Source organism: Pseudomonas sp. S1_E05, assembly GCF_056337105.1.
Window position 1 is genome coordinate 551,382 of sequence record NZ_JBFRHM010000001.1, and the last position, 26,257, is coordinate 577,638.

24 protein-coding genes and 1 pseudogene are annotated in these 26,257 nt (G+C 59.9%); 4 read left to right on the forward strand and 21 right to left on the reverse strand.

What is annotated here, in order from left to right:
• Positions 1 to 70 precede the first annotated feature (70 nt).
• From AB4N33_RS02395 to puuE, 7 genes and pseudogenes are all read right to left on the reverse strand, one after another.
• Positions 71 to 856 (reverse strand): outer membrane protein OmpK, encoded by a 786-nt coding sequence (locus tag AB4N33_RS02395; RefSeq protein ID WP_460122697.1) that lies wholly within the window; start codon positions 854 to 856, stop codon positions 71 to 73.
• A 218-nt stretch (positions 857 to 1,074) separates the two neighbouring features.
• Positions 1,075 to 2,430 (reverse strand): nucleobase:cation symporter-2 family protein, encoded by a 1,356-nt coding sequence (locus AB4N33_RS02400; protein ID WP_476456330.1) that lies wholly within the window; start codon positions 2,428 to 2,430, stop codon positions 1,075 to 1,077.
• A 193-nt stretch (positions 2,431 to 2,623) separates the two neighbouring features.
• The gene (locus AB4N33_RS02405; RefSeq protein WP_460122701.1) at positions 2,624 to 3,928 is read right to left on the reverse strand and encodes a urate hydroxylase PuuD; all 1,305 of its coding nucleotides are present in this window, start codon (positions 3,926 to 3,928) and stop codon (positions 2,624 to 2,626) included.
• Between the two features lie 51 nt (positions 3,929 to 3,979).
• Positions 3,980 to 4,483 (reverse strand): ureidoglycolate lyase, encoded by a 504-nt coding sequence (locus AB4N33_RS02410; protein ID WP_460122703.1) that lies wholly within the window; start codon positions 4,481 to 4,483, stop codon positions 3,980 to 3,982.
• A gap of 123 nt (positions 4,484 to 4,606) precedes the next feature.
• On the reverse strand, positions 4,607 to 5,602 hold the full coding sequence (alc, locus tag AB4N33_RS02415; RefSeq protein WP_476456331.1) for an allantoicase: 996 nt from the start codon (positions 5,600 to 5,602) through the stop codon (positions 4,607 to 4,609).
• Between the two features lie 86 nt (positions 5,603 to 5,688).
• A complete protein-coding gene (uraD, locus tag AB4N33_RS02420) occupies positions 5,689 to 6,204 on the reverse strand; it encodes a 2-oxo-4-hydroxy-4-carboxy-5-ureidoimidazoline decarboxylase (protein WP_460122706.1) in 516 nt (171 codons plus the stop codon).
• A pseudogene (gene puuE / locus AB4N33_RS02425) lies at positions 6,201 to 7,126 on the reverse strand (allantoinase PuuE). Before puuE ends, uraD begins: the two are co-directional and overlap by 4 nt.
• A gap of 424 nt (positions 7,127 to 7,550) precedes the next feature.
• Between puuE and uraH the strand changes: the two are divergent.
• Entirely contained in the window at positions 7,551 to 7,904 is a 354-nt protein-coding gene (gene uraH / locus AB4N33_RS02430) for a hydroxyisourate hydrolase (protein ID WP_476456332.1), read from the forward strand.
• 120 nt (positions 7,905 to 8,024) lie between these two features.
• Here the strand turns inward: uraH and AB4N33_RS02435 are convergent, their stop codons facing one another.
• The 7 genes from AB4N33_RS02435 to AB4N33_RS02465 all read right to left on the reverse strand — a co-directional run bounded on the left by AB4N33_RS02435 (position 8,025) and on the right by AB4N33_RS02465 (position 17,513).
• Positions 8,025 to 9,485, reverse strand: a complete 1,461-nt coding sequence (locus tag AB4N33_RS02435) for a hypothetical protein (protein WP_476456333.1) — start codon at positions 9,483 to 9,485, stop codon at positions 8,025 to 8,027.
• Positions 9,486 to 9,599: 114 nt separating this feature from the next.
• On the reverse strand, positions 9,600 to 11,135 hold the full coding sequence (locus tag AB4N33_RS02440; RefSeq protein ID WP_476456334.1) for a hypothetical protein: 1,536 nt from the start codon (positions 11,133 to 11,135) through the stop codon (positions 9,600 to 9,602).
• Between the two features lie 149 nt (positions 11,136 to 11,284).
• Positions 11,285 to 12,217, reverse strand: coding sequence for a hypothetical protein (locus tag AB4N33_RS02445; RefSeq protein WP_476456335.1), 933 nt, complete (start codon positions 12,215 to 12,217; stop codon positions 11,285 to 11,287).
• Positions 12,218 to 12,307: 90 nt separating this feature from the next.
• Entirely contained in the window at positions 12,308 to 14,539 is a 2,232-nt protein-coding gene (locus tag AB4N33_RS02450; RefSeq protein WP_476456336.1) for a hypothetical protein, read from the reverse strand.
• Between the two features lie 158 nt (positions 14,540 to 14,697).
• Complete coding sequence (locus AB4N33_RS02455; protein WP_460122718.1) at positions 14,698 to 15,327, reverse strand: LysE family translocator; 630 nt, start codon at positions 15,325 to 15,327, stop codon at positions 14,698 to 14,700.
• A gap of 67 nt (positions 15,328 to 15,394) precedes the next feature.
• Positions 15,395 to 16,744, reverse strand: a complete 1,350-nt coding sequence (locus AB4N33_RS02460; RefSeq protein WP_460122720.1) for an NCS2 family permease — start codon at positions 16,742 to 16,744, stop codon at positions 15,395 to 15,397.
• A 322-nt stretch (positions 16,745 to 17,066) separates the two neighbouring features.
• Positions 17,067 to 17,513, reverse strand: a complete 447-nt coding sequence (locus tag AB4N33_RS02465) for a MarR family winged helix-turn-helix transcriptional regulator (RefSeq protein WP_460122722.1) — start codon at positions 17,511 to 17,513, stop codon at positions 17,067 to 17,069.
• An 82-nt stretch (positions 17,514 to 17,595) separates the two neighbouring features.
• On the opposite strand from AB4N33_RS02465, the gene AB4N33_RS02470 reads away from it, so the two are divergent.
• Positions 17,596 to 18,762, forward strand: a complete 1,167-nt coding sequence (locus AB4N33_RS02470) for an aminotransferase-like domain-containing protein (RefSeq protein WP_460122724.1) — start codon at positions 17,596 to 17,598, stop codon at positions 18,760 to 18,762.
• Between the two features lie 149 nt (positions 18,763 to 18,911).
• Here the strand turns inward: AB4N33_RS02470 and AB4N33_RS02475 are convergent, their stop codons facing one another.
• The 5 genes from AB4N33_RS02475 to AB4N33_RS02495 form a co-directional block, all read right to left on the reverse strand.
• The gene (locus tag AB4N33_RS02475; RefSeq protein ID WP_192304296.1) at positions 18,912 to 19,283 is read right to left on the reverse strand and encodes a glutathione S-transferase N-terminal domain-containing protein; all 372 of its coding nucleotides are present in this window, start codon (positions 19,281 to 19,283) and stop codon (positions 18,912 to 18,914) included.
• A gap of 101 nt (positions 19,284 to 19,384) precedes the next feature.
• Positions 19,385 to 19,930, reverse strand: coding sequence for a GTP cyclohydrolase I FolE (gene folE / locus AB4N33_RS02480; protein WP_192304294.1), 546 nt, complete (start codon positions 19,928 to 19,930; stop codon positions 19,385 to 19,387).
• 77 nt (positions 19,931 to 20,007) lie between these two features.
• A complete protein-coding gene (locus AB4N33_RS02485) occupies positions 20,008 to 20,565 on the reverse strand; it encodes a Smr/MutS family protein (RefSeq protein WP_476456337.1) in 558 nt (185 codons plus the stop codon).
• Between the two features lie 88 nt (positions 20,566 to 20,653).
• Entirely contained in the window at positions 20,654 to 20,974 is a 321-nt protein-coding gene (locus AB4N33_RS02490; protein WP_476456338.1) for a hypothetical protein, read from the reverse strand.
• A gap of 131 nt (positions 20,975 to 21,105) precedes the next feature.
• Positions 21,106 to 21,696, reverse strand: a complete 591-nt coding sequence (locus AB4N33_RS02495) for a cysteine hydrolase family protein (RefSeq protein WP_460122730.1) — start codon at positions 21,694 to 21,696, stop codon at positions 21,106 to 21,108.
• A gap of 239 nt (positions 21,697 to 21,935) precedes the next feature.
• On the opposite strand from AB4N33_RS02495, the gene prmB reads away from it, so the two are divergent.
• Positions 21,936 to 22,844: a 50S ribosomal protein L3 N(5)-glutamine methyltransferase gene (gene prmB / locus AB4N33_RS02500; RefSeq protein ID WP_460122732.1), complete on the forward strand. Its 909-nt coding sequence runs from the start codon at positions 21,936 to 21,938 to the stop codon at positions 22,842 to 22,844.
• Positions 22,845 to 23,192: 348 nt separating this feature from the next.
• On the opposite strand, the gene AB4N33_RS02505 is transcribed toward prmB, so the two are convergent.
• Positions 23,193 to 23,981, reverse strand: a complete 789-nt coding sequence (locus AB4N33_RS02505; protein WP_460122734.1) for a hypothetical protein — start codon at positions 23,979 to 23,981, stop codon at positions 23,193 to 23,195.
• A 99-nt stretch (positions 23,982 to 24,080) separates the two neighbouring features.
• Complete coding sequence (locus AB4N33_RS02510; protein WP_460122736.1) at positions 24,081 to 25,034, reverse strand: alpha/beta hydrolase; 954 nt, start codon at positions 25,032 to 25,034, stop codon at positions 24,081 to 24,083.
• 129 nt (positions 25,035 to 25,163) lie between these two features.
• Here AB4N33_RS02510 and aroC point away from each other — a divergent pair, with 129 nt between their 5' ends.
• Positions 25,164 to 26,255, forward strand: coding sequence for a chorismate synthase (aroC, locus tag AB4N33_RS02515; RefSeq protein WP_460122738.1), 1,092 nt, complete (start codon positions 25,164 to 25,166; stop codon positions 26,253 to 26,255).
• Positions 26,256 to 26,257: the final 2 nt, after the last annotated feature.

Here is a 26,257-nt window from a genome sequence, read left to right on the forward strand (position 1 = left end):
GTCTGATGCCCAGCGGCGCTTACGGGTTCATCGCGAGCAAGCTCGCTCCTACAGGGGGGATACCGTCAGATCAGAAGTGCACCTTGACCAGGAAGCTGGTCACGCTCTGGTCGGTCTTGAAGCCTTCGCTGTCCTCGATCCCGTACTTGTTCTTCCAGTAGTCGTATTCGACACCCACATACAACTGCTTCTCGCCCAGGTTCAGCGCCTTGCCCAGGTCGTACTTGATCTGCGGGTTGAAGTGCAGGTTGGCGTGGTATTCGCCTTTTTTGTTGACGTCGTTGTCGACCACCCAGTCCATGAAACCGTCGATCAGAATGTTCGAGCCGCCCACCGGGATGGTGTAGGACCAGACCGGCGTGATCTGCCAGACATCGTCACCCGCACGGCTGCCTTCGGTGTGGCGGTTGTAGAAGTTGAGTTGGAAATAGTCGAAGCCGGGAATGGCCAGGTCGAAGCCCGGGCCGATCAGGTACGACTCGGTGTCGTTTTCACCGAACTCATAGGTCATGGCCAGCAGCACGTCCTTGACCGGGCCGAACTCGAGTTTCTGGTCGAAGATCTTGCCGAACGACAGGCGTGGGCTGAACTCGCCGTAGTGAGTGTTCTCGCCGGCAAAGGCGTCTTCCTTGCCGTTGTAGAAAATCTTGTCGATGAAGAAGAAGTTGTCGCCGTATTTCCAGCCATCGGCGTGTTCGAACGTTACCGTCTGCTGAATGCGCGGGTTGACCTGGAAGTCCTTGCCATACAGGTAGGTCAGGCTGTTGTCCTGCCATTGCAGCAAATCGCCGGCCATGGCCTGGCCACCGGCCAGGAGGGATCCGGCCAGCATCAGGCTGGTGCACGTACGTTTCATTCGGTTGCTCCCAAAAGGTAGGTGTTTCACGTAGTTTTTTTGAAGTCAGCGCTCTGGTGCGGCGCTTTTTTTGTGGCGTTAAATCGGCGGTTTTTTCAATGCGGATTCGGGCGGCCGCGGAGAATACTGACTAGTTGGCCAGGTCTCAAGTGTCATGCGGCCGCCTTTGCCCGCGGTGTTGCTGATTGCAGTGCGAGGGTGCTCGCGCCTGCAGAGGATCAAGTGTGTTCAGTGGCCAGGTTGTTCGCTGCCCGCTCCCGGCCACCGAGGATGTTGAATAGCAGGTTGAGCATGAGCGCGCTGATCGTGGCCATGGCGATACCGCTGTGGGTGATCGGGCTCATCCATAACGGCAGATGGGCGAAAAACTCCGGACGCACCACCGGGATCAGGCCCATGCCGATGCTGACGGCCACCAGCAACTGGTTGCGCCGGTCGGCAATGTCGGCCTCCTGAAGAATCTTGATGCCCGTAGCGGCGACCATGCCGAACATTGCAATCGCTGCTCCGCCGAGCACCGCCGGCGGAATCGAGGCCACCAGGAATGCAGCCTTGGGCAGCAGGCTGAGGACGATCAGCAGGCCGCCGGCGACGATGGTCACCGAACGGCAGCGCACACCGGTCATCTGCACCAGACCGATGTTCTGGGCGAACGAGGAGTGGGTGAAGGTGTTGAAGAACCCGGCGAAGAACGATGCGCCGGCATCACACAGCAGGCCGCGACGCAGCATCCGGGGGCAGACTTCCTGGCCGGTGATCTTGCCCAGTGCCAGGAACATGCCGGTGGACTCGACGAAGATGATCACCACCACCAGGCACATCGACAGGATTGGCGCGAGCTCGAACTTGGGCACGCCGAAATGCAGCGGGGTGACCACTTGCAACCAGGGCGCCCGGGCCATTCCACTCAGGTCGACCATGCCGATCACGCCGCAAATGGTGTAGCCCAGGCACATGCCGATCAGCACGGAAATGTTGACCCAGAACCCGCGCATGAAACGATGGACCAACAGGATGGTGACCAGCACCAGTGCAGCGATGGCCAGGTAGATGGGCGAGCCGAATTGCACATTGCCTGCGCCGCCGCCTGCCCAATTCACGGCGACGGGAAACAGCGACAAACCGATCGAGGTGATCACTGTGCCAGTCACGAGCGGCGGGAAGAAACGCACGACTTTGGACATGAAGGGTGCGATGAGCATGCCGAAGAAACCGGCGGCGATGGTGGCACCGAAAATTCCTTGCAGGCCGATACCGGGCATGCCCGCCATGGCGACCATGCTGCCGACAGCGGCAAAACTGGCGCCCATCATGACCGGCATGCGGATGCCCATGGGACCGATACCCAGGGATTGCACGATGGTCGCAATGCCGGCCACCAGCAGGTCGGCATTGATCAGGAAGGCGATTTCTTCACGATTCAGGCCTGCAGCCTGTCCGATGATCAACGGCACCGCGATGGCACCGCCGTACATGAGCAAGACGTGTTGCAGACCGACCAGGATCAGTTGCAAAAGGGGCAAGCGCTGGATGGCGGGTGCGTCGGGGATGCGTGCTTTGGAGAGCTCGGACATGCAACACCTCGGATCTTTTTTATTCTTGTGTGTTTTGCATCAAGCAGCCCCGGTGGGAGCGGCGGTGCGACGATTCGACTTGCTCGCGAACGCGTCAGGTCAGGCAATGTGATGTTGAATCCATTGACCTCATCGCGAGCAAGCTCGCTCCTACAGGGGGATTTCGTTTCCTGGGGGAGCGAGCTTTTACGGCTTAATTGGTCTGCGCACCCTGGACAATCCACGCCCCAATCAAATCACGCTCTTGTTGGGTCATTTGGGTGATGTTGCCCAGCGGCATGATCTGGGTGGCAACCGCCTGGGCCTGGATCCGCGCCGCGTTCTGGCGGATCTGCTCGGGGGTGTCGAACATCACGCCGGCCGGCGCCGCGCTGAACAGCGGGCTGGTCGGTTTGGCCGAGTGGCATACCGCGCAACGTTCCTGAATCACACTGTGTACCTTGTCGAAGCCAGGACCGGCATTGGATGCCTGAGCCGGAGCCGCGGCAGGTGCTTGTGCAGGTTTGGCTTCGGCCGGTTTCAACCCTCCGCCCACTGCTGTTTCCGGCAAAGGCTGGTACTCGATGGCTGCGGGTGCCTTGGCCACTTCCGGGGCGCTGGACATCGGCTTCGGACCGGTCACGTAGGCCAGGCAGATCATGCCCACCGCTGCCACCGGCAGGGTCCAGGCGAACTTGTGGCTGTCATGGCGGGTGTTGAAGTAATGACGCACCAGTACCGCAAAAATCGCGATCCCGGCCAGGATCAACCAGTTGTACTGGCTGCCGTAGGTGCTCGGGAAGTGGTTGCTGATCATGATGAACAGCACTGGCAGGGTGAAGTAGTTGTTGTGACGCGAACGCAGCAGGCCCTTGGCTGGCAGTGCAGGGTCTGGCGTGCGATTCTCGGCGATCGCCGCGACCAATGCACGTTGCGCCGGCATGATGATGCGGAATACGTTGCCGACCATGATGGTGCCGATGAGCGCGCCAACGTGCAGGTACGCACCACGGCCACTGAACACCTTGCTGAAGCCGTAGGCGGCGCCGATGATCAGCACGAACAGGATGAAGCCGAGCAGGGCAGGGCGTTTGCCCAGGGCCGAGTCGCAAAGGAATGAGTAGACGAACCAGCCGATGAACAGCGAGCCAAGACCGATGGCCACGCCTTCAGGGCCGCTCAGGGTGCTGCCCGGAGCCAACAGGTAAAGCGTCGGATTGGCGTAGAACACCACGCACAGCAGCGCGATCCCCGACATCCAGGTGAAATAGGCTTCCCATTTGAACCAGTGCAGGTTATCCGGCATTGAGGGAGGGGCCAGTTTGTATTTTTCCAAGTGATAGATGCCGCCGCCGTGAATCGCCCACAAGTCGCCAGCCAGACCGCTCTTCGGGTTGACCCGGTTGAGGTTGTTTTCCAACCAGACGAAATAGAACGACGCGCCGATCCAGGCCACACCGGTAATCATATGAACCCAGCGAATGCTCAGGTTCAGCCATTCCAACAGATGTGCTTCCACAGTCTTTACCTCTCGCCTGTCACTCTTGTTGTCGAGTGATCAGACCTTCTCTTATTGGTGGGGGGCGAGGATCAAACGCTCATCCTCTTTGAAGAAATGCTCATCGCAGTTATTGCCTGTGCCACTGCGATCAACCACCAGGAAGTCATCCCGCTTTTCGATCGTCAGCACCGGGTGGTGCCAAACGCCGCGATGGTAATTGATGCCCTGCCTGCCGTTGGTGACGAAGGCGCGGACCAAACCTGATACAGGTGCATCGCCAAGGGGCGCGACCACGATCAGAAAGGGATTGCCGAGCAGCGGAATGAAAGCCTGGCTGCCCAGCGGATGGCGCTCCAGCATGCTCACGGTCAGCGGCATGTCCTGCGCGTCGGCGCGGAAGATGCTGATGATCGCGGTGTCCTCTGGCGTGGCGGTCTCGACCGTCGCCAGTTTGTGAAAGCGCATGGTCGAACCGTTGTTGATCATGAAGTGGTCGCTGCCGTCGGTTTCGATCACGTCACCGAAAGGGGCGAAGGCTTCTTTGGTCAGCGGTTCAATCATCAGTGTGCGCATGCTGTTTTTTTCCGAATTCTATTTTGACTGTTCTATTGCTATCGCGGGCAAGCCCGCTCCTACAGGGGGTGTGGCGTTCAGGTCGTCTGTAGGAGCGGGCTTGCCCTCGATTGGGTTCAACGCTTACTTCGCGACCTTGCCCAAAACACGCAAACGACTGACCCCACCATCCGGGAACACATTCAGGCGGATGTGGGTGATCGGGCCAAGGGCCTTGATCTGCTCGGCGAACGTGTGTTCGGCGTGCATTTCCAGCTTCTGGCTTGGCAGCAGTTCGCGCCAGAACAACGACTGGGTTTCGATCTGGCTGTCGGTTCCGCCTTTCACGAACGCGCCCTGGATCGAGCAGCTGTCCGGGTAGTTGCCCTTGAAGTGCAGGGTGTCGACGATGACTTTCTCGACTTCACCGGCATGGCCCAGGGCGACGATCACCCAGTCATTGCCCGGCGTGCGACGACGCGCGGTTTCCCAGCCATCGCCCATGTTGATGCCACGGCCCGGGTTCAGGATGTTGCTCATGCGGCCGAAGTGTTCGTCGGAGCAGGCGAGGGCGCGGCCACCGTTGAGGGCTGCGGCCAGGTCGACCTGTTCGTTGTCGCCAATCGCCGACCAGTCGCGGAATGGCACGCCGTACACGCGCAGTCGGGCCACACCGCCATCCGGGTAGATGTTGAAGCGCAGGTGACTGAAGGCCTGTTCGTTGTTGATTTCGTGGTAGTGGTGGCTGTTGCCCTGCAGTTCGACGGCCGACAGCACTTCAGTCCACTGGGTGTTTTCGTCTGGCTCGCCTTGGGCCAGGAAGCAGGCTTCCAGGGAGGCCGACGGAGGGAAATTGCCGGTGAAGAATGAGGTGTCGATGTCCACGCCCTTGATCGAGCCCGGCACGCCGAGGCGGATTACCGCGCTGTCGTAACCTTCGAAGCGCTTGCGGCGCGACTCCCATCCGTCCATCCACTTGCCGTTGTCATCGAACACGCCTTCCTTCCACACGGCCGGGGTCGGTTGAAACAGGCGGTTGGCGTCGGCGAACCAGTCATCGGTGACCGAGATGATTTTGGTGCCCAGGCGGGCGTCGGCCAGGTTGACGAACTTCTCGAAAGGTACGGCGTAAGCTTTCATTCTTCTTGTCTGCCTTTAATAAGTTGGCTTGGGATGCTCGCGGTGCCCTGGGTATCTTCGCGTTCTGGATACTCGGGCAAGGCTTGCTATAGGGTCAGTAATCGGAACAGGGCAATCTTGTTGATCTCTGCCAACGCGCACTTGAACTCGGTGTCGACCGGGTTGTGGATGCGCGTTTCGAACGCCGCCAGGATCTGATGCCGGTTGCTGCCTTTTACCGCCATGATGAAGGGAAACTTGAACTTGGCCTTGTAGGCGTCGTTCAGCTCGGTGAAGCGTTGGAACTCTTCGGCCGTGCATTGGTGAATACCGGCGCCAGCCTGTTCGTTGGTGCTGGCTTCGGTAAGCTGGCCCTGCACGGCCGCTTTGCCGGCCAGGTCCGGGTGAGCGTTGATCAGGGCCAGTTGGCTGGCATGATCGGCGCTCAACAGGATGTCGCTCATGCGCTGGTGCAGGGTTTCGATCTGGTCGATCGACGCGTCCTGGCCCAGGTCGAAGGCCTTTTCGGCGACCCATGGCGAGTGTTCGTAGATGTCGGCAAAAGCGGCGACAAAGGCGTCGCGGCTCAAAGTCGACGGTTTGACAGTTTGAAAGGTGCTCATTGGGCAGACCCTTTGTACGGGTGGGTTTGATGCCAGTGGCGGGCGATGTCGACGCGGCGGCTGAACCACACCTGTTCATGACTTTTAGCGTATTCGATAAAGCGCTTGAGCGATGCCAGGCGCGCCGGACGGCCAATCAGTCGGCAGTGCAGGCCGATCGACAGCATCTTCGGCTCGTCTGCCCCTTCGGCGTACAGCACGTCGAAGGCGTCCTTGAGGTATTCGAAGAAATCGTCGCCCTTGTTGAAACCCTGAACCTGGGTGAAACGCATGTCGTTGGTGTCCAGGGTGTACGGGATCACCAGGTGCGGCTTGCCGGTCGGGGTGTTCGGTTCCCAGTAGGGCAGGTCGTCGTCGTAGGTGTCGCTGTCATAGAGGAAACCGCCTTCTTCCATGACCAGGCGACGGGTGTTCGGGCCGGTGCGGCCGGTGTACCAGCCCAGTGGGCGCTCGCCGGTGATCTCGGTGAGGATGCGGATCGCCTCGAGCATGTGCTCGCGCTCCTGGGCTTCATCCATGTACTGGTAGTCGATCCAGCGGTAGCCATGGCTGCAGATTTCGTGACCGGCCTCAACCATCGCGCGGATCACATCCGGGTGGCGTTGGGCGGCCATGGCCACGGCGAAGACGGTCAGGGGGATGTCGTACTCCCTGAACAGTTTAAGAATCCGCCAGACGCCAGTACGGCTGCCATACTCGTAAAGCGATTCCATGCTCATGTTGCGTGCGCCCTGTAGGGCTGCGCCGCCACCATTTCCGAGAGGAAGGCTTCGGATTCCTTGTCACCGTGCAGAATGTTGCGTTCGCCGCCTTCCTCGTAATTGAGCACGAACGACAAGGCGATACGGGCGTTGCCCGGCCAGTGTGGGTGCGGAGGGTTACTGCCGTAACCGATCAGGTCGCGAGGATAGTCAGCGCTCACTGCAGTGTTCCTTCTTGTTCGTGGGTTGCGTGGCGTGCCGTTCATTGAGTGGATCAGGCCGGCGTCACTGCGATGGAGTGATTGTATACAATTTATTATTCAATTTGTAAGCCCACTTTTTTGCATTTTTTCGTCGACACCCGCCCGATTCCGATGAAACACCCTAGCAAAAAAGCTGCCCACTTGGTCAGCTTGTTGATGAAAGGCCCACTATGGTTAAGGTTCAAGGCTCATTACAGCTTAAAGGCGAGGTGTGTTTACACGTGCAAAAAAAGGACGTTTTTATTGTGTACAATTTCATCATAAAGTGTCTTAATTAATCACTCGCCGCAGCTTTCCGCGCTCCGGAATGGTGCGGGCTCCTTTCAACTGACTTCGGGAGGCGCGTGACCTAACTGCTTCAGGTAGCAGGCGCGCAGAATCAATGGGACGTTTGACGACACATGTTTTGGACGCTGCACACGGTTGCCCGGGCAGTGCAATCAAGATCGAGTTGTACCGCGTGGAAGGCGCGCAGCTGGAGCTGGTCGCCAGCGCGATCACCAACAGCGATGGCCGCGTCGATGCACCGTTGCTGCAAGGTGATGACTATCGCACCGGTGTTTATCAGGTGCAGTTCCACGCCGGTGATTATTACCGTGCCCGTGGTGTGCAACTGCCGGAGCCGGCTTTCCTGGACGTGGTGGTGCTGCGCTTCGGTATTTCTGCCGAACAGGACCACTACCATGTGCCTTTGCTGATTTCTCCATACAGCTATTCCACGTATCGAGGAAGCTGATCCCCCAAGCAGCTTCCTCTACCTTGAAGCGACTGCGCATAGAGCTTCTTTGGTTTTTAGCCCGCCCACACTGCGGGCTTTTTTTGGCCTGCAGATATCGCCGGGCTATCGGCGTGGCGACTATTTCCTGGGGTCGTCGGTGCGCATGATGAACACTGAACTGTCGTGATCCAGTGAAAGGTGACTGCCACCCTTGAGCCAGACCACCTTGCCCGCTGCATCAGCCTCTTGGAGGGCTTGCATGGCCGGTCGCCCGATCAGCTCCGGCAACCTGACGGGCAGCAGCCCATCGCTGGCATTTTCGGCGATGTGCACGCGTTTGCCGTGCACGCGGTGCAAGGTCATATGGAACAGGAAATCATGCCCGGGGTGATAAAACACCAGTGCGGCGAAAGTCTGTGCGGACGTGGGGTCGAACACCGAGTAGCCGTGGCTGATCAACAGGCTCCTCATGAAGCGCTTGAGGTCACCGGCATACTGAGTGGTGGTGAAGTAGTCCCATTCCTTGGGGAATTTTTTGGGATCGAAGGCCAATCGCGTCAACGGCCCCAGATCGGCGGGATTGGGCAAGTCCAGGATGCGTGCTGCCCCATTGCCCGGTGTCATGGGCTTGATCGGCAACATGAGCAACGGGTCGGACAGTTCCGGCCGGGGCGTAGGGGTCGAGTTTTTCCAGTCGTTGAACACTTGCCGCAGCGCGGTCATCCCGGCCTCGGTGGCGGTGTCCGCACCATTGGCGAGAATGAACTGCCGCCTGGCGATATTCTGGATAGAAGCCTCGTTCAGCCCTGGAAACTGCAGGCCGACGGAGTCACTCAGTGTCCGCTCGAAGGGGGGCGTCGGGTCCAGTTCCCAGTGCTGGCTCGGCGGAACCTGGATGGCGCCTCGGGGTTGCTGGTCGGGAGAGTGCCGCAGGACGGCCTGTAGCAGGTCGAAATCGTAGACTGCATGCCCAGGGTTCTTGATGTAGGCGATGGGATGGTCTGGCGGGTTACCGCGTGGCAGTGTCCTGTAGCAAATGTTGTCGATGTAGATGTCCTGGGGTGACGCCTGTTGCGGGGAAATCCCCCATCTTTCCCATGGCGTGGAAGCCGCCAGCACCTGGCGCCATTGATGCGTACCCGGCACACGCTCGAGCCTGGGGCCGGAGGGCACCAGCTCCGACGGTTGTCGGGCTCGGGGGTGGCCCAGGGAATCGGTCCCCAGCAGCACCGTGCCGCCCCCTGCAAGGTCGATGTAATGGCGCCCGGAAACGATGGATCGCAGTCCGGTTTTCGGATCCGGGGCGGGCAGCCGCTGCACCAGCCCGGGGGGCAGGAAATAGTTGCTGATGGGGTGGTCCACAGAGACGCGGGTCACCTGGGTCTCGGGCGGAAGATCGCTGATGGTCACGACTGCTGCCTGGCTGCCGGGTGTTTGCGGGTGTCCGGTCGATGGGTGACCCGCGAGTGGGTCGAGGCCTTGATCCGGCCAGCGACCGGGACGCGTGGGCAAGTAATCCGGTGCCAGGTCGCGGGGGATCGGTACGCCTTCGACCGAAGGAGCAGGCGTTTTAGGGCGAAGGGGGTTCTTGGGTCTCATGGAGGCCGTGTTCTCGTGAATGGGGATGAACGTCGAGGGGGTCGACTGCAGGGCCTGGGCGGTTGGTCACCCAGGCTGATCTCGCCGATGCGTCGGCGAGCGTCAAGGCGCTGATCAGCCTTCCCTGATCAGGAATACCGATTCAAATCCTGTTGCCGTCACCTGGGAACCGCCCAGCAGCCACATCACCTTGTTCTGGTCATAGGCTGTGCGCAGTCTGTCCCGCGCGGCCTCGCCGATACGCAATGTCAGGTGCGGATCGGAAAGCTCGGCGCCGGATGGCGTGATTTGTTTGATGGCGTCCCCATTGACGCGCCCCAGTTTGAGGAAGAACACCCAGTCATGGTTGGGGCGGGTGAACACCAGCGTCGGTCCCTGGTGTTCGTTGGACAACGGAAATACCTCGTAGCCATTGCGCACGAGCACGTCGCTGACCAGCCGCTTGAGGTTCAAATTGGACGGGTCGTTGACGAAGGTATTCCACTGCTCGGGGAACCGATTGGGGTCGAAGTCCAGTCGGCGCAGGGTTGCGCTGGACGCTTCGGGCAGCTGTGTGACCCAACCATTGCCCGGTTTTCTCGCAATGGTGGGCAGCATCAGCAGCGGGTCGGCCAGATCCGTTCGAGGCAGGCGCACGCGAGTGGGGCTGGCCCAGTTGCGATAAGTCTGCTTCATCGTCGACAGGCCCAGTGCGTTAATCACCGGGGAATGGTTGGCCAGGTTGAATACCGTTCTGGCGACGGTGGTCACGGAGGCGTCCGACAAGTCCTTGAACGTTTCGACGACAGATGCCTTCAGGCTTTTCTCGAAAGGCAGGCTGCTTTCCAGTACTTCCCAGACGCCATCTCGTTTCAACGCCCAGCGTGGTTGCAATGTCGGGTCCGTACGCAGCATGTGCTCGAATTCATCAAAGCGCGAAGGTGCAAACCGCGGGTTTTGCAGATAAGCGATGTGGGTGAGCTCCGGCGAGCCGTTGGGCACCACCGGGTAGTGAAGCCCATTGATTTGCACGGACTCTGCGGCGAACGGTTTTGTCTCGCTCCCCCAGTTTCGCCAAAGGGTTGGAGAAAGATCCAGGGCAGAGGCGGTGCCCACCCGCAAGTCGGCGGCCAAGGCTTCGGCGTCGGATGAATCGCTGTCCAGGCGAGGTCGCTTGCGGCTGCTCGGACCAGGTTGTTCGTCCGTGGTTTTTCGGCGCCAGAAGGCAGTGTCTGCAACCCGTTCGAGCAGAGGTCCCGAGGCATCCAGTTCGTTGATCACGGCCGCCCGATATTCGCCGTCGGCGCCACGTCGTACGAGGGTAACCCCTTCATTTTCGATTTCGGCGTATACCCTGCGCCTGTTGCCGTAGCGTAATCCGTCGGCCAGGGGCGCAGACAAGCCGTTGACCAGGAAGGAAGGCACAAAGGTGATGTCGGCCGTCGAATGGGTAGAACTGGAGACAACGTCGTCGACAGCCTGCACATCCGCAACCTCGACGTGCGGCTGACGCGGGGTGTTGCCAGGCTCAGCGTCGGGGAGCCTGTTTCCTGATGTGCCGGTCGGGGCATCGGGCAAGCGCCCAGGCAAATAGGCGTCCGGCAGTTCGCGGCGCGGTGTTGTGCCGTCGTCCGGTGTATGGGGTCTTGGGACTTTTCTTGGGGGTTTCATTTAATGATTCCATTCATAAATAAAGAACACGTCAATAGGGTGGCGAATTCAAGTCGTGCGCCTGAACAGCACGCACTTAATATCGCTTGGTTCTTGAAATAACGAGCGATAACTATGTATCGCGTGGGCTGTTCGATAACGAGAAAATATTACGAAGATGGTTCGGTGTATAGGTAAACTTGTTCAAATATCAAGTCGACCACATAACGGACGCCGGCCCGACTGATGACGTAAATTTGCTCAACAGGTATGTCTTCGCTGGGATAATCCGGAAGGTAAACGATCGTGCGTCCTATCAGCAGTTTATTCCCGATGAATTTGATGTTCGCCGGAACGACCGAGTTCATGTGAAATAACCAGGTGGACGCATTGGACATCTTTTTCATGGCGTCTGGCGTGGAAATCCGCAGCACCGAATCTGCCTGAGGATATACCAAATAGACTGAGCCCTGGCCTTCCAGCGAGGTCACGGTACGCTGGGCTTGGGCGGGGAGATGTACGCGTTGTTTACGCGTTTTCAGCACAATGGCCCGACTCTCTTCGGGCTTTATCAACAGATATTGGCCTGCGCGTCTCTCGAGCATCAATTGGCCGTCCATTTGCTTGAAGCCGGGGTTTTTCACGTCATCCGCGTAGTTGGGCGCCGGCAATTTTATTTGATAGGAGACGCCATCGCTCAGTATCAAGTTGATCGGATGATTCAATGCCAGACCTTGTACCCTGTAAGGGGTGTCGCGCACATTTGTATAGGCAGTGGACGCCGTGGAGATCAAGTCTTTGAATTCGACTGACTTATCGCCAAATTTTAACGTCAGATTAAAGTCGCCGTAGTTCAAGTAGTGATTGCCGTTACGCGCGTTGACTTCAACGAAGTAAGTCGCTTCGGCGATGGTAAGTTCCCCGCTGCTGCAATCGATGTGAATAGTGCTCAGTGTCTTTTCATCTTTTTTTGTAATCTTGAAGAGGCTGTTGCCAAGGTCGCGATCAATGAAATAGTGCGAGTGTTTATCGGGTGCCAGGTCGTGTTCAGCGGCGGTGATGATCAACGGGGCGGCAAGCTTGCCTTTCGCCAAAATCAACACGTTGATGCTCTGTTCGCCATCGCCCGTCAATTCGGGGGGGAAGTCCGGGGTCAGTTGAAATCCGTCTACGGTAATGAACCGCAGCTTTTGCTACTGGAATACGCGCCGGCCTGCCTCCTTCTTGTAGAGGTCCTTGATGATCAGCGTTTGCTCCGGCCACTCGCCGTTCTTGCCACACAGCGATGAGACCACCAGAGAGTTGTCGTTGATCGACCATTTCTGAATGTTCTCAAATGGCCAGTCCATGATGATCACGCTGTCTTCCTGCGGATCTTCGGTGATGATGATCGTGCCGCTTTTGTGGGCCACATAGTATTGGTCCTTGCCGACGCCGCCTGTGGCCTGGCCATAGCCGCCCATCAGGTACACCGTGTCATCGCCTGCGCCGGCTTCTATCTGGTCATGGCCTCTGGCAATGATGCGATTGGCCAGGCTCGAGCCTTTGACAACGCTTTTGGCGCCGGCCAGCGTTTCTACGTTTTCGAAACTTTCCAGAAGGGTGTGAATGGCGCTAGCACCTGCCTGGCCCAGCAGTTCGACCCGCCCGGCATCCAGGTCGATGCCCCAGCCTTCGTGAAGTGTTGTATCGCGGCTGTCCAGTTGGCCCTGAAGGACCAGCGTGTCGTTGCCTTTTCCGCCGGCGAGAACGACCCGCGCGCCTGCGGGCGCAGCGTCCTTGAGCGCCTGGGCGGCACCCTCGAACAGGAATCGGTCGTCTTTTTCGCCCCCGGTCAGGTGTTTGATGCCGCTGCCGAAACTGAAATGGTTGGCCTTTTTTTCCACACCCATCACGGTGTCCTTGCCACCTCCCAGCAGCCACAGCGTGGCCTTCGAATCGCCCACCGTGCCTTTCACCACCCCGCCAAGCTCGGGCGGGACGCCCCAGCGGGCATCAATCGTATCGTTGGCATCCACGACCGACGGCAGCTTGATTTCCTTGGACGATACTGATTCGCGGCCCTGGGCATCCTGCTCGAACCAGAACACCTGCTCGGCCTTGAGATCGACAGTGAACCTGCCGTTGACGATGGCTTCGATGCTGTCCTTCATGTCGCCATCCAGCCATCGGCGGGCCCGGCTGGTGAGACTCTTCGAATAGTGGTCGGTGGTGACCGCAATGCTGTAGCGATCCTGAACGTCCTGCGGCGGCTTCTGGCCGATGAATACCAGAAATCCGGTGATCAGGCGTTCATCGATGCTCAGGTCGATGTAGTCGTCGATGTCGTCCACCTGGCGAACGGCGTTATAGATCTGCGAGCCCACGATCAGGATAGCCGCCGCAGCAATGCCCACCGGCCCGGCGTGGGCGAAACCTGCAAGGGCGGCCGTGCCGAGGATCAGGGTCAACGCCGCGCTGGTCAGGCTCATGCCGGCGGCAACGTAATGATCCAGGGCCTGCTTGCCGGTGGTCCGGGACGCGTCATTCAACGCCTTGACCGCAAAGTAGACGTCGAAGGGAAGCGTCAGCGCGCCAGCGATCAAGCCCGCCGAACGCGATAGATAGAGGCCAAACTGGGTTCTGGCAAAGCCCTGGTAGATCTGTGCGCTGTGTTCGATCAGCGACTGTGCGGTCTTGACCAGGCCCCGTTCGATGATCAGCGAACCCACCTCGGTCACCACCGCGCCGGCATTGATGGCCGCTTCGGTGGAGTCGCCGCGCTTGAGGGCATCGTTGATGCCCATCAAGCCGCTGTAGATGCCGTAGGCCTGGAGGCCAACGCCCATGCTGTTCACCACTTTGCTCTTTTGCCGGTCGACCCAGCCGGGGACATTCTCGGGCAGGCGAGTGTCGCGGATCTCCAGCTTCTGGGCTGCTCGCACCAGTCGGTCGATCTTTGGTCCATGGGGGCCTTGCGACTCTGTCAGCAGGGGCGCGGCGTTGACCGAGCGGTGGGTGGCCATCTCGAACAGCAGGGTGGGGATGGTGTAGTGACCGGCATTGCCGGTCGCCCACATGCGACTTTCAACATCGGTGGCGTTCAGTTGCAGGCCATCGATGAACGCTTGAGGGGTGTGACGGAAATTGCTGTTGCCAATGTCCAGTGCAGCGCCGTCCACGGTGGCATTGAGCAGGTGCAGCTCCTCGCGAGTGACCGTGAAATGGCCCAGGGTGATGGGGCCGTAGTAGTGGTCCAGGGCGCGCAGCACCCGTTCGCGTTTGCGCGCGGAGCGGGGCGGTGGGTCTTGCGCGGCAGAGGCGCCGTCGCTGCGAATGAAGTCGTGGACTTCCTTGTCGGTGGTCGCTTCGGCTGGCGGTTCGGCGTCCACGATTTTTACTGCGTCGTAGCCAAATTCATCGACGGTTGGAATAGCTTGAGCCATTGGGGCTTCCTTGTTGGGCGTGGATAGGAGGCCCGAACTCTAGGGAAGCGAGAGGAGAGTAAAGCGATAACTATGTAGTGCATCTGTTTCGGCGAATTGCGGTATATACGGGTGCGCGCCCACCCCGGCGCGCGTGTCGCCAGGGTGGGGCGTGGCAGTCAGTGTCCGCTCAGCAGCGAGGCGCCACCGGCACCGCCGAACAGGCCGGCACTGATGCGGTTGAACCAGCTCTGGCCCTTGCCCGAGCGCAAGTACTGGGCTGCGCCGTGGGCGCCGAGGCCGTAGGCGAGCTTGCACAGCAGGTCCAGCACCGTCCAGGTGGCGATCATCACCAGCAGTTGGGGCAGCAACGGTTGCTCGGCGCTGAGGAACTGCGGCAGGAACGCGGCAAAAAACAGGATGTCCTTGGGGTTACTGGCCCCCAGCATGAAGGCGCGCCCAAACAGCGCCCGAAAGCGCGGCACGGCAGCGACCTGGGGCACCTCGGCGCCATGGGACGGCTGGCGGGATTGCTGCCAGCTTTGCCAGGCGAGATAGAACAGGTACAGCGCGCCGACGATTTTCAGCGCGCTGAACAGTTGTTCCGAGGCCAGCAGCAAGGCACCCAGCCCCAACGCCGAGGCGCTGAGCAGGCAGATTGAAGCGCTCACGCCGCCGAGGAAGGCCGGGTACGAGCGGCGCAGGCCAAAATTCAGACTGTTGCTGATCATCAGCAAGGACAGCGGTCCCGGGATCAGGATCACCACCCATGCAGCGCCCGTGAACAGCAGCCAGGTTTCCAGACTCATTACTTTGCTCCTCATGCACAAAAGCCTCACCCGACGGGGTGAGGCTGTTTTTGAAATCCTTTTTCGCTTACAGGAAGATGAACTTGGCGATGAAGATCGCGCAGAGCACCCACAGGCTGACGGAAATTTCCTTGTATTTGCCAGTGCCCGCCTTCAGCGCCACGTAGGTGATGAAACCCAGGGCGATGCCGTCAGCCACCGAGAATGTCAGCGGCATCATGATCGCCGTGACAATCGCTGGAATGCTATCGGTCGCTTCGTCCCATTCGATGTGCGCCATGCCGCCCATCATCAGCATTGCCACGTAAATCAACGCGCCGGCGGTGGCATAGGCGGGAATCATGCCAGCCAGCGGGGCGAAGAACATCGCCGCGATGAACAGCAGGCCCACGGTGACAGCCGTCAGGCCAGTGCGACCACCGGCGGCTACGCCTGCCGCACTTTCCACGTAACTGGTCACGGGTGGCACACCGACCACGGCACCGAACACGCTGGAGGCGCTGTCAGCTTTCATCGCCCGGGACAGGTTCTCGATGCGTCCATCAGGGTTCACCAGGTTGGCGCGCTGGGCAACGCCCATCAGGGTGCCTGCGGTGTCGAACATGTGCACGAACAGGAAAGCCAGCACCACGCTGATCATGCTGACGTTGAACACGCCGGCGACATCCATGGCCATCCAGGTCGGTGCCAGGCTTGGCGGCGCCGACATGATCCCTTCGTAATGCACAATGCCCAGGCCCCAGCCGGCCAGCGTCACGGTGATGATGCTGATGAGGATGGCGCCGAACACTTTGTGGTAGCTGAGCACGGCAATCATCAAAAAGCAGATGGCTGCCAGCAGCGGGCCGGGTTCGCGCAGGGAGCCGAGCTTGATCAGGGTGGCCGGGCTATCGACGACGATGCCCGCAGTTTTCAGGCCAATCAGCCCCAGGAACAGTCCCACACCGGCGCCCATGGCATAGCGCAGGCTGACAGGAATGCTGTTGAGCAACCATTCGCGGATCCGCGAGAACGTCAGGATCATGAACAGCACACCCGAGACGAATACCGCGCCAAGGGCGGTTTCCCAGTTGTAGCCCATGGTGCCGACCACGGTGTAGGTGAAGAAGGCGTTGAGGCCCATGCCCGGTGCCAGGCCGACTGGCCAGTTGGCGTACAGGCCCATCAGCAGGCAACCGAGCGCGGCCGCGATGCAGGTGGCGACGAAAGCCGCGCCATGATCGATCCCGGCGTCGGCCATGATGTTGGGGTTGACGAAAATGATGTAGGCCATGGTGATGAAGGTGGTCAGACCGGCAATCAACTCGGTCTTCACCGTGGTGCCATGCAAGGAGAGTTTGAAGATGCGCTCCAGCCAGCCATTGCGTAATGGCGGCGAGAGTTCCAGCGTCGAAGCTTCGGATTTGCGGCTTTCCACAGCGAGTACTCCTCAAGAGTTTTATTGTTATTTCCGGGACCGGACCCATGAGGGTGGCGGCGCCCTTTGAGGCATTCGCGAATTTGTTGACTGCTTGGTCAGGAACTCGCACGCAGTGGATTATGCTTTTGTATACAAATAAAGCAAATAATGTTTTTGATTTTGTCGACGAAATTTGTGGCGATAGGGATATATCGCTCTTGAGGACGCCATCGCGGGCAAGCCGCTCCTACACGGGACGGTGTCGCGCCACAATCCCCTGTAGGAGCGGGCTTGCCCGCGATGAGGCCCTCTAAGCCTGCAAAAAAACAAAGTCGATCGCTTATTCCGCCACCCCCTGACTCCTCCCCAACCCCAGATTCACCGCCAGCCAGCCATTCACCGCCGCCTCCCCAGCCTCGGCAAATACCCGCTCCAGCAACTTCACCTGTTCACGCCGCAGTGCCTGTTCGAATTTCGCTCCGTCCACGGTCAGCTCCAGCAGGCGTTTGCGCTTGTCGGTCTCGCTGGCCACGCTGTTGACCAGGTTCATCTCCACCAATTGGCGCAGCGGAATGTTCAACGCCTGCTTGGTGACGCCCAGCAATGCCAGCAATTCCTTGACGCTGAGGTTCGGGTAACGGGCGATGAAAAACACGATGCGCTGATGCACCCGACTCAAGCCACGACGCTCGAGCATTTCGTCGGCTTTGGCGGTGAACGCCTGATAGCCGAAGAAGAACGCCTCCATGGCCTGTTGTTGAGACGCAGGATTTTTAAGGTCAATCATGTTGACGTATCCGTTCGGGTTGTCGTAATTTCGGTCAACAAGTTTGACTCATTTACCTCTGGCCTCGCTACCGGTGACTCCCATGCCATTTTCCGAACGTGTCTCGCGTCTCAAAAGTTCTCTCATCCGCGAAATCCTCGCGGCGGCACAACGTCCGCAAGTGATGTCGTTCGCCGGTGGCTTGCCAGCCGAGGCGATGTTGCCGAAGGTGGAGTGGGATGACATGCCTGTGAACATTGGCCAATACGGCATGAGCGAAGGAGAGCCGGCCTTGCGCGAGGCGCTGGCGGCGCAGGCCCGGGCCTTGGGTGTGCCGTGCGAGGCGAGCCAGGTGCTGGTGGTCAGCGGTTCGCAGCAGACCCTCGACCTGGCGGCCAAGCTCTACATCGACAAAGGCACCGAAATCCTCCTGGAAGCGCCGACCTACCTGGCCGCGTTGCAGATCTTCCAGCTGTTTGGCGCCGACTGCATCACCGTGCCGCAAGAGGCGGACGGGCCGGACCTGGTGGCGTTGCGCAGTCGCCTGGAAAAGCACCGACCTGCGTTCATCTACCTGATCCCGACTTTCCAGAACCCTTCGGCGGTGCGTTACAGCGAGGCCAAGCGTGATGCGGTTGCCGCGTTGCTGGATGAGTTCAACGTTACCCTGATCGAAGACGAGCCCTACCGCGAGCTGACATTCGATGGCGGCAGCGCCACGCCGATTGTCAGTCGATTGAAAACAACCAGCTGGATCTACACCGGCACCGTCTCCAAAACCTTGCTGCCAGGGCTGCGCGTGGGCTACCTGATCGCCAGCCCGGACCTGTTTCCACACCTGCTCAAGCTCAAGCAATCGGCGGACTTGCACACCAACCGTATTGGCCAGTGGCAGGCCCTGCAGTGGATCGGTTCAGAGAAATACCAGCAGCACCTGAGCGAGTTGCGGGACTTCTATCGGGTACGTCGGGATGCTTTTGAAGTCGCGCTGCAAACGCACTTCGCTGACCTGGCTGACTGGAATGTGCCTCAAGGTGGGCTGTTTTTCTGGCTGACGCTCAAGCAGCCGCTGGACACGCGAACCTTGCTACAGGCTGCATTGGCGGCGGATGTGGCGTTCATGCCGGGGGAGCCGTTTTTCCCTGAGCCTGATAGGCATCATGGGCACCTGCGGCTGAACTTCAGTCATATCGAACCGGCGCGGTTGGGGGAGGGGCTCAGGCGGTTGGCAGAGGTGGTGCGGCAGGCGCAGGCGGCTGAGGCGGCTTGATGGAGGAGTAAAAAACCGGCCAGTTGGGCCGGTTTTTTTATTGGCGATGTCTTTGCCGGCCTCATCGCGAGCAAGCTCGCTCCTACAGGGGATCGGTGTCTGTAGGCGCGAGCTTGCTCGCGATGGCGTCAGTCAATTCAGCAAAAAAATCAGACTGCAGCAAACCGCTTGTCCAGGTAATCAATGATCACCTTGGACTCATACATCCAGGTCGTCTGCCCATTTTCTTCGATGCGCAGGCACGGGACCTTGATCTTGCCGCCCTGTTCCAGCAGCGTCTGGCGATCCTGTTCGTTGTTCTTCGCATCGCGCAAGGCCACCGGTACGTTCAGGCGGCGCAGGGTGCGACGGGTTTTCACGCAGAACGGGCAGGCGTGGAACTGATAGAGGGTCAGGTCCCTGGCCGCCGCTTCGACCTGGGCCTGGGCGGCGGCGGGGCGCTGCTTCTTGCCTGGGCGGGTGATGAAGTCGATGAAGATGATCAGTTGGCCGAGGCCGACACGAAGTGCTTTGACGAACACGAGACAAGCCTCACGGGGGCGAAAGAAGGCGCGCAGCTTACCTGATTTTCGTTGACGAAAAAAAACCGGCGATGAGCGCCGGTTTTTTTCGTGCAATCGAATTACTTGATCAGGCTGAGGAATTCGCTGCGAGTGGCCGCATTTTCGCGGAACTCACCGAGCATCACCGAGGTGATCATCGACGAGTTCTGCTTCTCGACACCGCGCATCATCATGCACATGTGCTTGGCCTCGATCACCACTGCAACGCCCAGGGCGCCGGTGACCTGCTGGACCGCATCGGCGATCTGGCGGCTAAGGTTTTCCTGGATCTGCAGGCGGCGGGCGTACATGTCGACGATCCGGGCGACCTTCGACAGGCCCAGCACCTTGCCGCTCGGGATGTAGGCAACGTGGGCCTTGCCGATGAATGGCAACAGATGGTGTTCGCACAACGAGTACAACTCGATGTCCTTGACCAGCACCATTTCACTGTTGTCGGAGCTGAACAAGGCACCATTGGTGACTTCTTCGAGCGTCTGCTCATACCCGCGGCAGAGGTACTTCATGGCTTTGGCGGCACGTTTTGGCGTGTCGAGCAGGCCTTCGCGGGAGACGTCCTCGCCGAGTTGGCCGAGGATCTCGGTGTAATTCTGTTCCAGGGACATGAAACTACCTGTGGGATTTTACGCAAAGGGCAAGGGTACGGTGGCAAACACGGCGCTGCAAGCTTGTCGCAACGGCTTTATTCGTCGCGGCCTTCCATCATGGTGCGTTTGAGCATTACATAAACGGCTCCAGCGCCGCCATGCCTGGCCTGGCACGAGGTGAAACCCAGTACCTGTGGGTGCTGGCGCAGCCAGGTGTTGACGTGACTCTTGATCATCGGACGCTTGCCATCCAGGCGCACGGCCTTGCCATGGGTGACGCGCACGCAACGCACTTCCAGTTTCGTCGCTTCGGCCAGGAATGCCCACAAGGTTTCCCGGGCCTTTTCCAAGCTCATGCCATGCAGGTCGAGGCTGCCTTCGAACGCAATCTGCCCGACCTTGAGCTTGCGCATCTGGCTTTCCTGCACACCGTCGCGGGCCCACATCAACTCGTCTTCGGGGCCGACGTCGATCACGAACTGATCGGACAGGCCATCAACGGTAGTGTCATTGGTACGCACGGTGGCGGCCTGGCGCAGCTTGGCAATCTGTGCGCGGTCAGCCTTGGGTTTGCCGGTTTCGGCGCGGTCGTGCTTGATCGGCTTGACGCCTTGGATCGCACTTTTGAACAGGGAAAAATCGTCGTCTTGCATGTCAGCCTCCGCGAAGGGCGGCCAGTTTACCCAAGTCCAGGGGTGATCGATAACAATTGCGGCCTGCCTATCAGCCCAGGCCGGCAATTCAGTCGTGTTTTTTCATCAGGTGCGGGGACATGTTCAGCTCGCGGGATTGGCGCGCGCGGCGACGGCAACGACGCCACAACCACACGCCCAGGTAGAGCACGAAGAGACCAATCGCCAGGATAATCGCCGAGCCCAGCGGGCTGGCGTTCAGTTCGCCGAGTGCCGGCGGGCGGCCCAGCAAACTGGCGGCGCCGGCCATTGCCAGCAACACCCCGCAGGTGGCCAGCAGGGCAGCGAACGCTGCGCCTATTCGAAAACGCCAGTTGCTTTGGCCTTTGGGCCGCAGGCGGCGTGCGTCAAAACCATCGGATAACTTCATTCCGACCTTCCTCAATGGGTATCGGCCCTTCGACCGGAAGTTGACCGGGATGTTCCTGAGGCTATGACAATTACGGCTAACGGGCCGCATTTGCGGATGAGCGGCGGCATAAACCGCTCATTGGGCGTCGATCAGATCAGATCGTGAGTGATGGCCAGGGTGGCGAAGTTGTCCGCCATGATTGCCATTTCGGTTTGTTGAACGTGGTCAGCGCTCAACACGCCGCCCTTGTAAGGCAAATCGCGGGTGGCGCAGGCATCTTCCACGAGGGTGCAGCGAAAGCCCAGGTTCTTCGCGGCACGTACCGTGGTGCTGACGCTGGAGTGGCTCATGAATCCACACACGATCAGGTCCAGCGAACCGAGATTCTGCAAGCGTTCGAGCAGTTCGGTACCGTGGAACGCGCTCGGCAGCAGTTTGCCGATGATGGTTTCGTCGGCCAGCGGCTCCAGGCCCGGGATGAATTCGCCGCGCTCGCCTTGCGGGTCGAACAGGCCACCGACGGTGCCAAGGTGGCGCACATGCACGATGGGGCGGCCAGCGGCACGGGCAGCGGTGACCAGTTGCTTGATGTTCGCGACGGCAGCATCCATGCCGCTCAGGGCCAGGGGGCCGCTAAGGTATTCTTTCTGGGCATCGATGATCACAAGCGTCGCATGACTCAGATTGGCGGCTGCATAACCGCGACCACTGAGTTGAAACATCGTTTTTGGAACGGACATTCTGGGGCTCCTTCGGGTGGGGCTTTTGCGACATTGTCCTCTGGCTGAGCGCTTCTGTGAATCGCTACCATCGCAAGGTACGTCGTTGCTGGCTTACAGCGTTGTCAAGATCCTCGTTTTGTTCAAGGGGCAGCACGAAAAATGGATGAGTCCTACACAGGTGCTCATGTTTTTCCTGCGTCGTCGTCGTGCGTTTTGGCTGTTAGAATCACCGGTCGTATTTTCTGGAGTTTACCGCTGTGATCACTTCCCGACTTCGTACCCTGCGTGACCATATCCGTTGGGCCGTCAGCCGCTTCCAAGGGGAGGATCTGTTTTTCGGCCATGGCACCGACAACGCCTGGGACGAAGCCCGTCAACTGGTGTTGGGCGCCTTGCACTTGCCGTGGGAGATTTCTGATGCCTACCTCGATTGCAATCTCGAGGACGATGAGTTGGTACGTCTGCAGCGCATGCTCAAGCGTCGTATCGAAGAACGAATTCCCACTGCCTATCTGTTGGGCGAGGCCTGGTTCTGCGGCCTTCCTTTCATTGTCGACGAGCGTGTGCTCATCCCGCGTTCACCGATCGGCGAGCTGATCGAAAAGCAATTCAGCCCCTGGCTCGGTGCCGAACCGGCGCGCATCCTCGACCTGTGCACCGGTTCCGGCTGTATCGGCATCGCCTGCGCCTACGAGTTCCAGAACGCGGAAGTCGTTCTCGCCGACCTGTCGTTCGAGGCACTGGAGGTGGCCAACCGCAACATTGAGCGCCACGGCGTCGACGAGCGGGTGTACACGGTTCAAGGCGATGGCTTCGATGGCTTGCCGGGGCAACGTTTCGACCTGATCGTGTCGAATCCTCCCTACGTCGATGCGGAAGATTTCGCCGACATGCCTCAGGAATACCAGCACGAACCCGAGCTGGGCCTGGCCTGCGGCGATGACGGTTTGAACCTGGTACGACGCATGCTCGCCCAGGCGGGTGAGCATCTGACCGAGAAGGGCTTGCTGATTGTCGAAGTGGGCAACAGTCAGGTTCACGTCGAGGCGTTGTACCCTGAAGTCGACTTCGCCTGGCTCGATTTCCAGCGCGGCGGGCATGGCGTGTTCATGTTGACGGCGCAGCAGTGCCGGGATCATCAGGCGTTGTTCGCTTCGCGCGTTTGACCCAGGCTCGCTTCTGCAGAAAGCAGAGCCGCGCTCTAAAGGACGACGCAGATTGCCCCGTCGGAAGGCCGAGTGGAGGTTCTGCGCAGTGGGCAACCCGGCATGGATGCCGGGTTAGCCGCCCCCGGCCATGGATGGCCGATGGCGGCGGGCCCACGGAGCAGGGCCGGAGCGAGGGTATGTCGAGCCTAGGCGAGGCACCGGACGTCAGGGACCGAGCGTTTTGGTTACTTTGGCGCTTTTCCAAAGTGACCCGCCGTAAGGGCGGACCCATAAGCGGCCGTTACCGCAGAAATGGATATGTACACCGTCAAGCCCCATCGCGGGCAAGCCCGCTCCTACAGAGCCTCAGCGGTGCGTCGCAATCCAGATCAACAGACCGGCCTGAAACACTGCAAACGCCACCAGGCAGGTGATGGTGAAACGCAGGCCAGCGTCTTCGCGTTTGTACTTGCTGACCTTTTCCTCGTGTTTCTTAAGCTTGACTTCCTGCTCGGCCAGATTCTGTTCGGCCTGCTGAAGCATCTGCGCCGCTTCCAGAATTTCCACCTGCTGCAGCTTTTCCGTGTTCCAGTCGGTCAGCAGGTCGCCGACCTGCACGGCCTTGACGCTGCCTTTCAAATGCTGGGCGTCGGCGTAGGCCACGTCAAAACCATGAACGCGCAAAAAGTGGTCGCGGCGCAGGCGCGTGTCTTCGTTCAGCGCATCCTTGTTGTTCAGGTCGGTGCCGTCGAAGGTGTAAGTCGGCCAGCGTTTTTTTGCCCAACTGATGCCCTGGGCTGCCAGATAGCGGCCGATGCCACGGTTCATTGGCTCGATCTGCAAGTTTTCCGGTTCAAAACGCACACGTTTCTCGGCGTGATCGACCCACACGTCGAGGTGATTCTGTTCCTTGCGCACGCGCTGGGCGGGCAGGGAGATGGTCATGCGCAGGAGGCTGTGTTTCTTGTCGTTGCGCTCGGCGTAGCCGAACTCGACAAAACGCAGCGGCCGCCCGCCGGTGTTGCGGTCAGTCTGCAAGGGCGCCAGGCGGAGCATCTTGTGGTGCTCGACGTGGACGTCCGCCCAGGGCAGCTCGACCGCTGGCGGCGCTTCTTTTTCAGCGGTGGTGTCAGGTGAAGTCTGGGTATCGGTCATAACGGCGAGATCCTGTCCAAGCTCAGCTTGTCGCCCGCACGTGCGCTGGCGACAAAGGCTTATCGGCCGATTTCCCGAGGACTGGAGGGTAAAATGCGCTTAACGGGTGCGAAGTCCGTCAATAAATCCGAGGATTCGCGCGCCAAGTTCGGCGGCCAGCGGCAATTGCGGATCCTTGTAGGAGGCCAGTTGCCGTTTCACGTCGTTGGGCACAATGCGCATGACGTGGTTCATGCCCTCGATCAGTGCCAGTTCGGCGTCCGGTTTGGCCGCCTTCAGTTGCCTTGCATCGTCGACACCGACCTGGATGTCGTGGCTGCCCTGGATGATCAGTGCCGGCATCTTCAGCGCGGCAAACGCTGCCGACGGATCCTGGCGGAACAGCGAAATCAGGTAGGGCTGCACGCTCGGGCGGAAAATCACCTGGAGAGGGTCGGGCACGTTGTCGTCGGTTTTCCCGGCCTTGAGGCTGTCGATCAATTCATTGCTACGCTGCATCAAGGCCGGCGGCAGGTTGCGCGCCAGTTGCTGGCGCAATACCTGGTCGACGGGGCGTGCGGTGCCGGACATGGAAATGACGGCGGCGGCGTCGACGCTTGGCGCGGCCAGGCTGGCGATCAAGGCGCCTTCACTGTGACCCAGTAGAATCAACGGACCGAAACGCGGGTCGCTCTTGAGCTTGCGCCCCCAGGCCTGGGCGTCGGCCACATAGGCTTCCACCGACAGATTGCGCTCATCCGGGGTTGCCGCGAGGCTCGCCGCGACGCCGCGCTTGTCGTATCGCACGCTCGCGATATTGTGTTTGGCCAGCACCCAGGCCAGGCGCTTGAGGCTGTCGTTGCGCCCGCCATCGGGGTTATTGCCGTCGCGGTCCGTAGGACCTGACCCCGAGATGATCAGGACCACCGGCACCGGTTTGTCGGATTTTGGCAGCAACAGGGAGCCGAACAGTTCTCCGGTGCCGGTATCCAGCGTGATCGGTCGTTGCAGGACAGCGGCCTGCACAAAACCGCTAAACAAAGTAAGACTCAAGACTAAAACTCGCAGCATCATGACGCCATCATTCACAAGGATCCCGGTTGGACTTGCGGGCCTGCATAAGGTTCGAGGATGAACTAGTTGGGTAGCCTGCGTATACTGGCGCGCATTACGTATTTGGGTTCGATTTCACGGAGCGTCCTGATGTCCGGCAATACCTACGGCAAGCTGTTCACTGTCACCACCGCAGGCGAGAGCCATGGTCCGGCGTTGGTCGCCATTGTCGACGGCTGCCCGCCGGGGCTTGAGATTTCCCTGGAAGATCTTCAGCGCGATCTGGATCGGCGTAAACCCGGCACCAGCCGACACACCACCCAGCGCCAGGAAGCCGACGAAGTCGAGATCCTGTCCGGCGTATTCGAAGGCCGCACCACCGGTTGTGCCATTGGCCTGTTGATTCGCAACACCGACCAGAAGTCCAAGGACTACTCGGCGATCAAGGATTTGTTCCGCCCGGCCCATGCCGACTACACCTACCACCACAAATACGGCGAGCGCGATTACCGTGGTGGCGGTCGCAGCTCGGCGCGCGAAACCGCGATGCGCGTGGCCGCCGGTGCGATCGCGAAAAAATTCCTCGCGTCCCAGGGCATCGTCATTCGCGGCTACATGAGCCAGCTCGGCCCCATTGAAATCCCTTTCAAGACCTGGGACTGCGTCGAGCAGAACGCGTTTTTCAGCCCCGACCCGGACAAGGTGCCGGAGCTGGAGGCTTACATGGACCAGTTGCGTCGCGACCAGGATTCGGTGGGCGCCAGGATTACCGTTGTCGCGCAAGGCGTGATGCCGGGCCTGGGCGAGCCAATTTTCGATCGCCTCGACGCGGAACTGGCCCACGCGCTGATGAGCATCAACGCGGTGAAGGGTGTGGAAATCGGCGCCGGTTTCGCCAGTGTCGCCCAGCGCGGCACCGAGCATCGCGATGAGCTGACGCCTGAAGGTTTCCTCAGCAACAACGCGGGCGGGATCCTTGGTGGCATCTCCTCCGGTCAGCCGATCGTGGCGCACATTGCGTTGAAACCGACGTCGAGCATCACCACGCCGGGCCGTTCAATCGACATCCACGGCAACCCGGTGGACGTGATTACCAAGGGTCGCCACGATCCGTGTGTCGGTATCCGCGCAACACCCATTGCCGAAGCGATGATGGCCATCGTGCTGATGGACCATCTGCTGCGCCACCGTGGGCAGAACGCCGACGTGCGCGTGAGCACGCCGGTGCTGGGTCAGCTTTGATC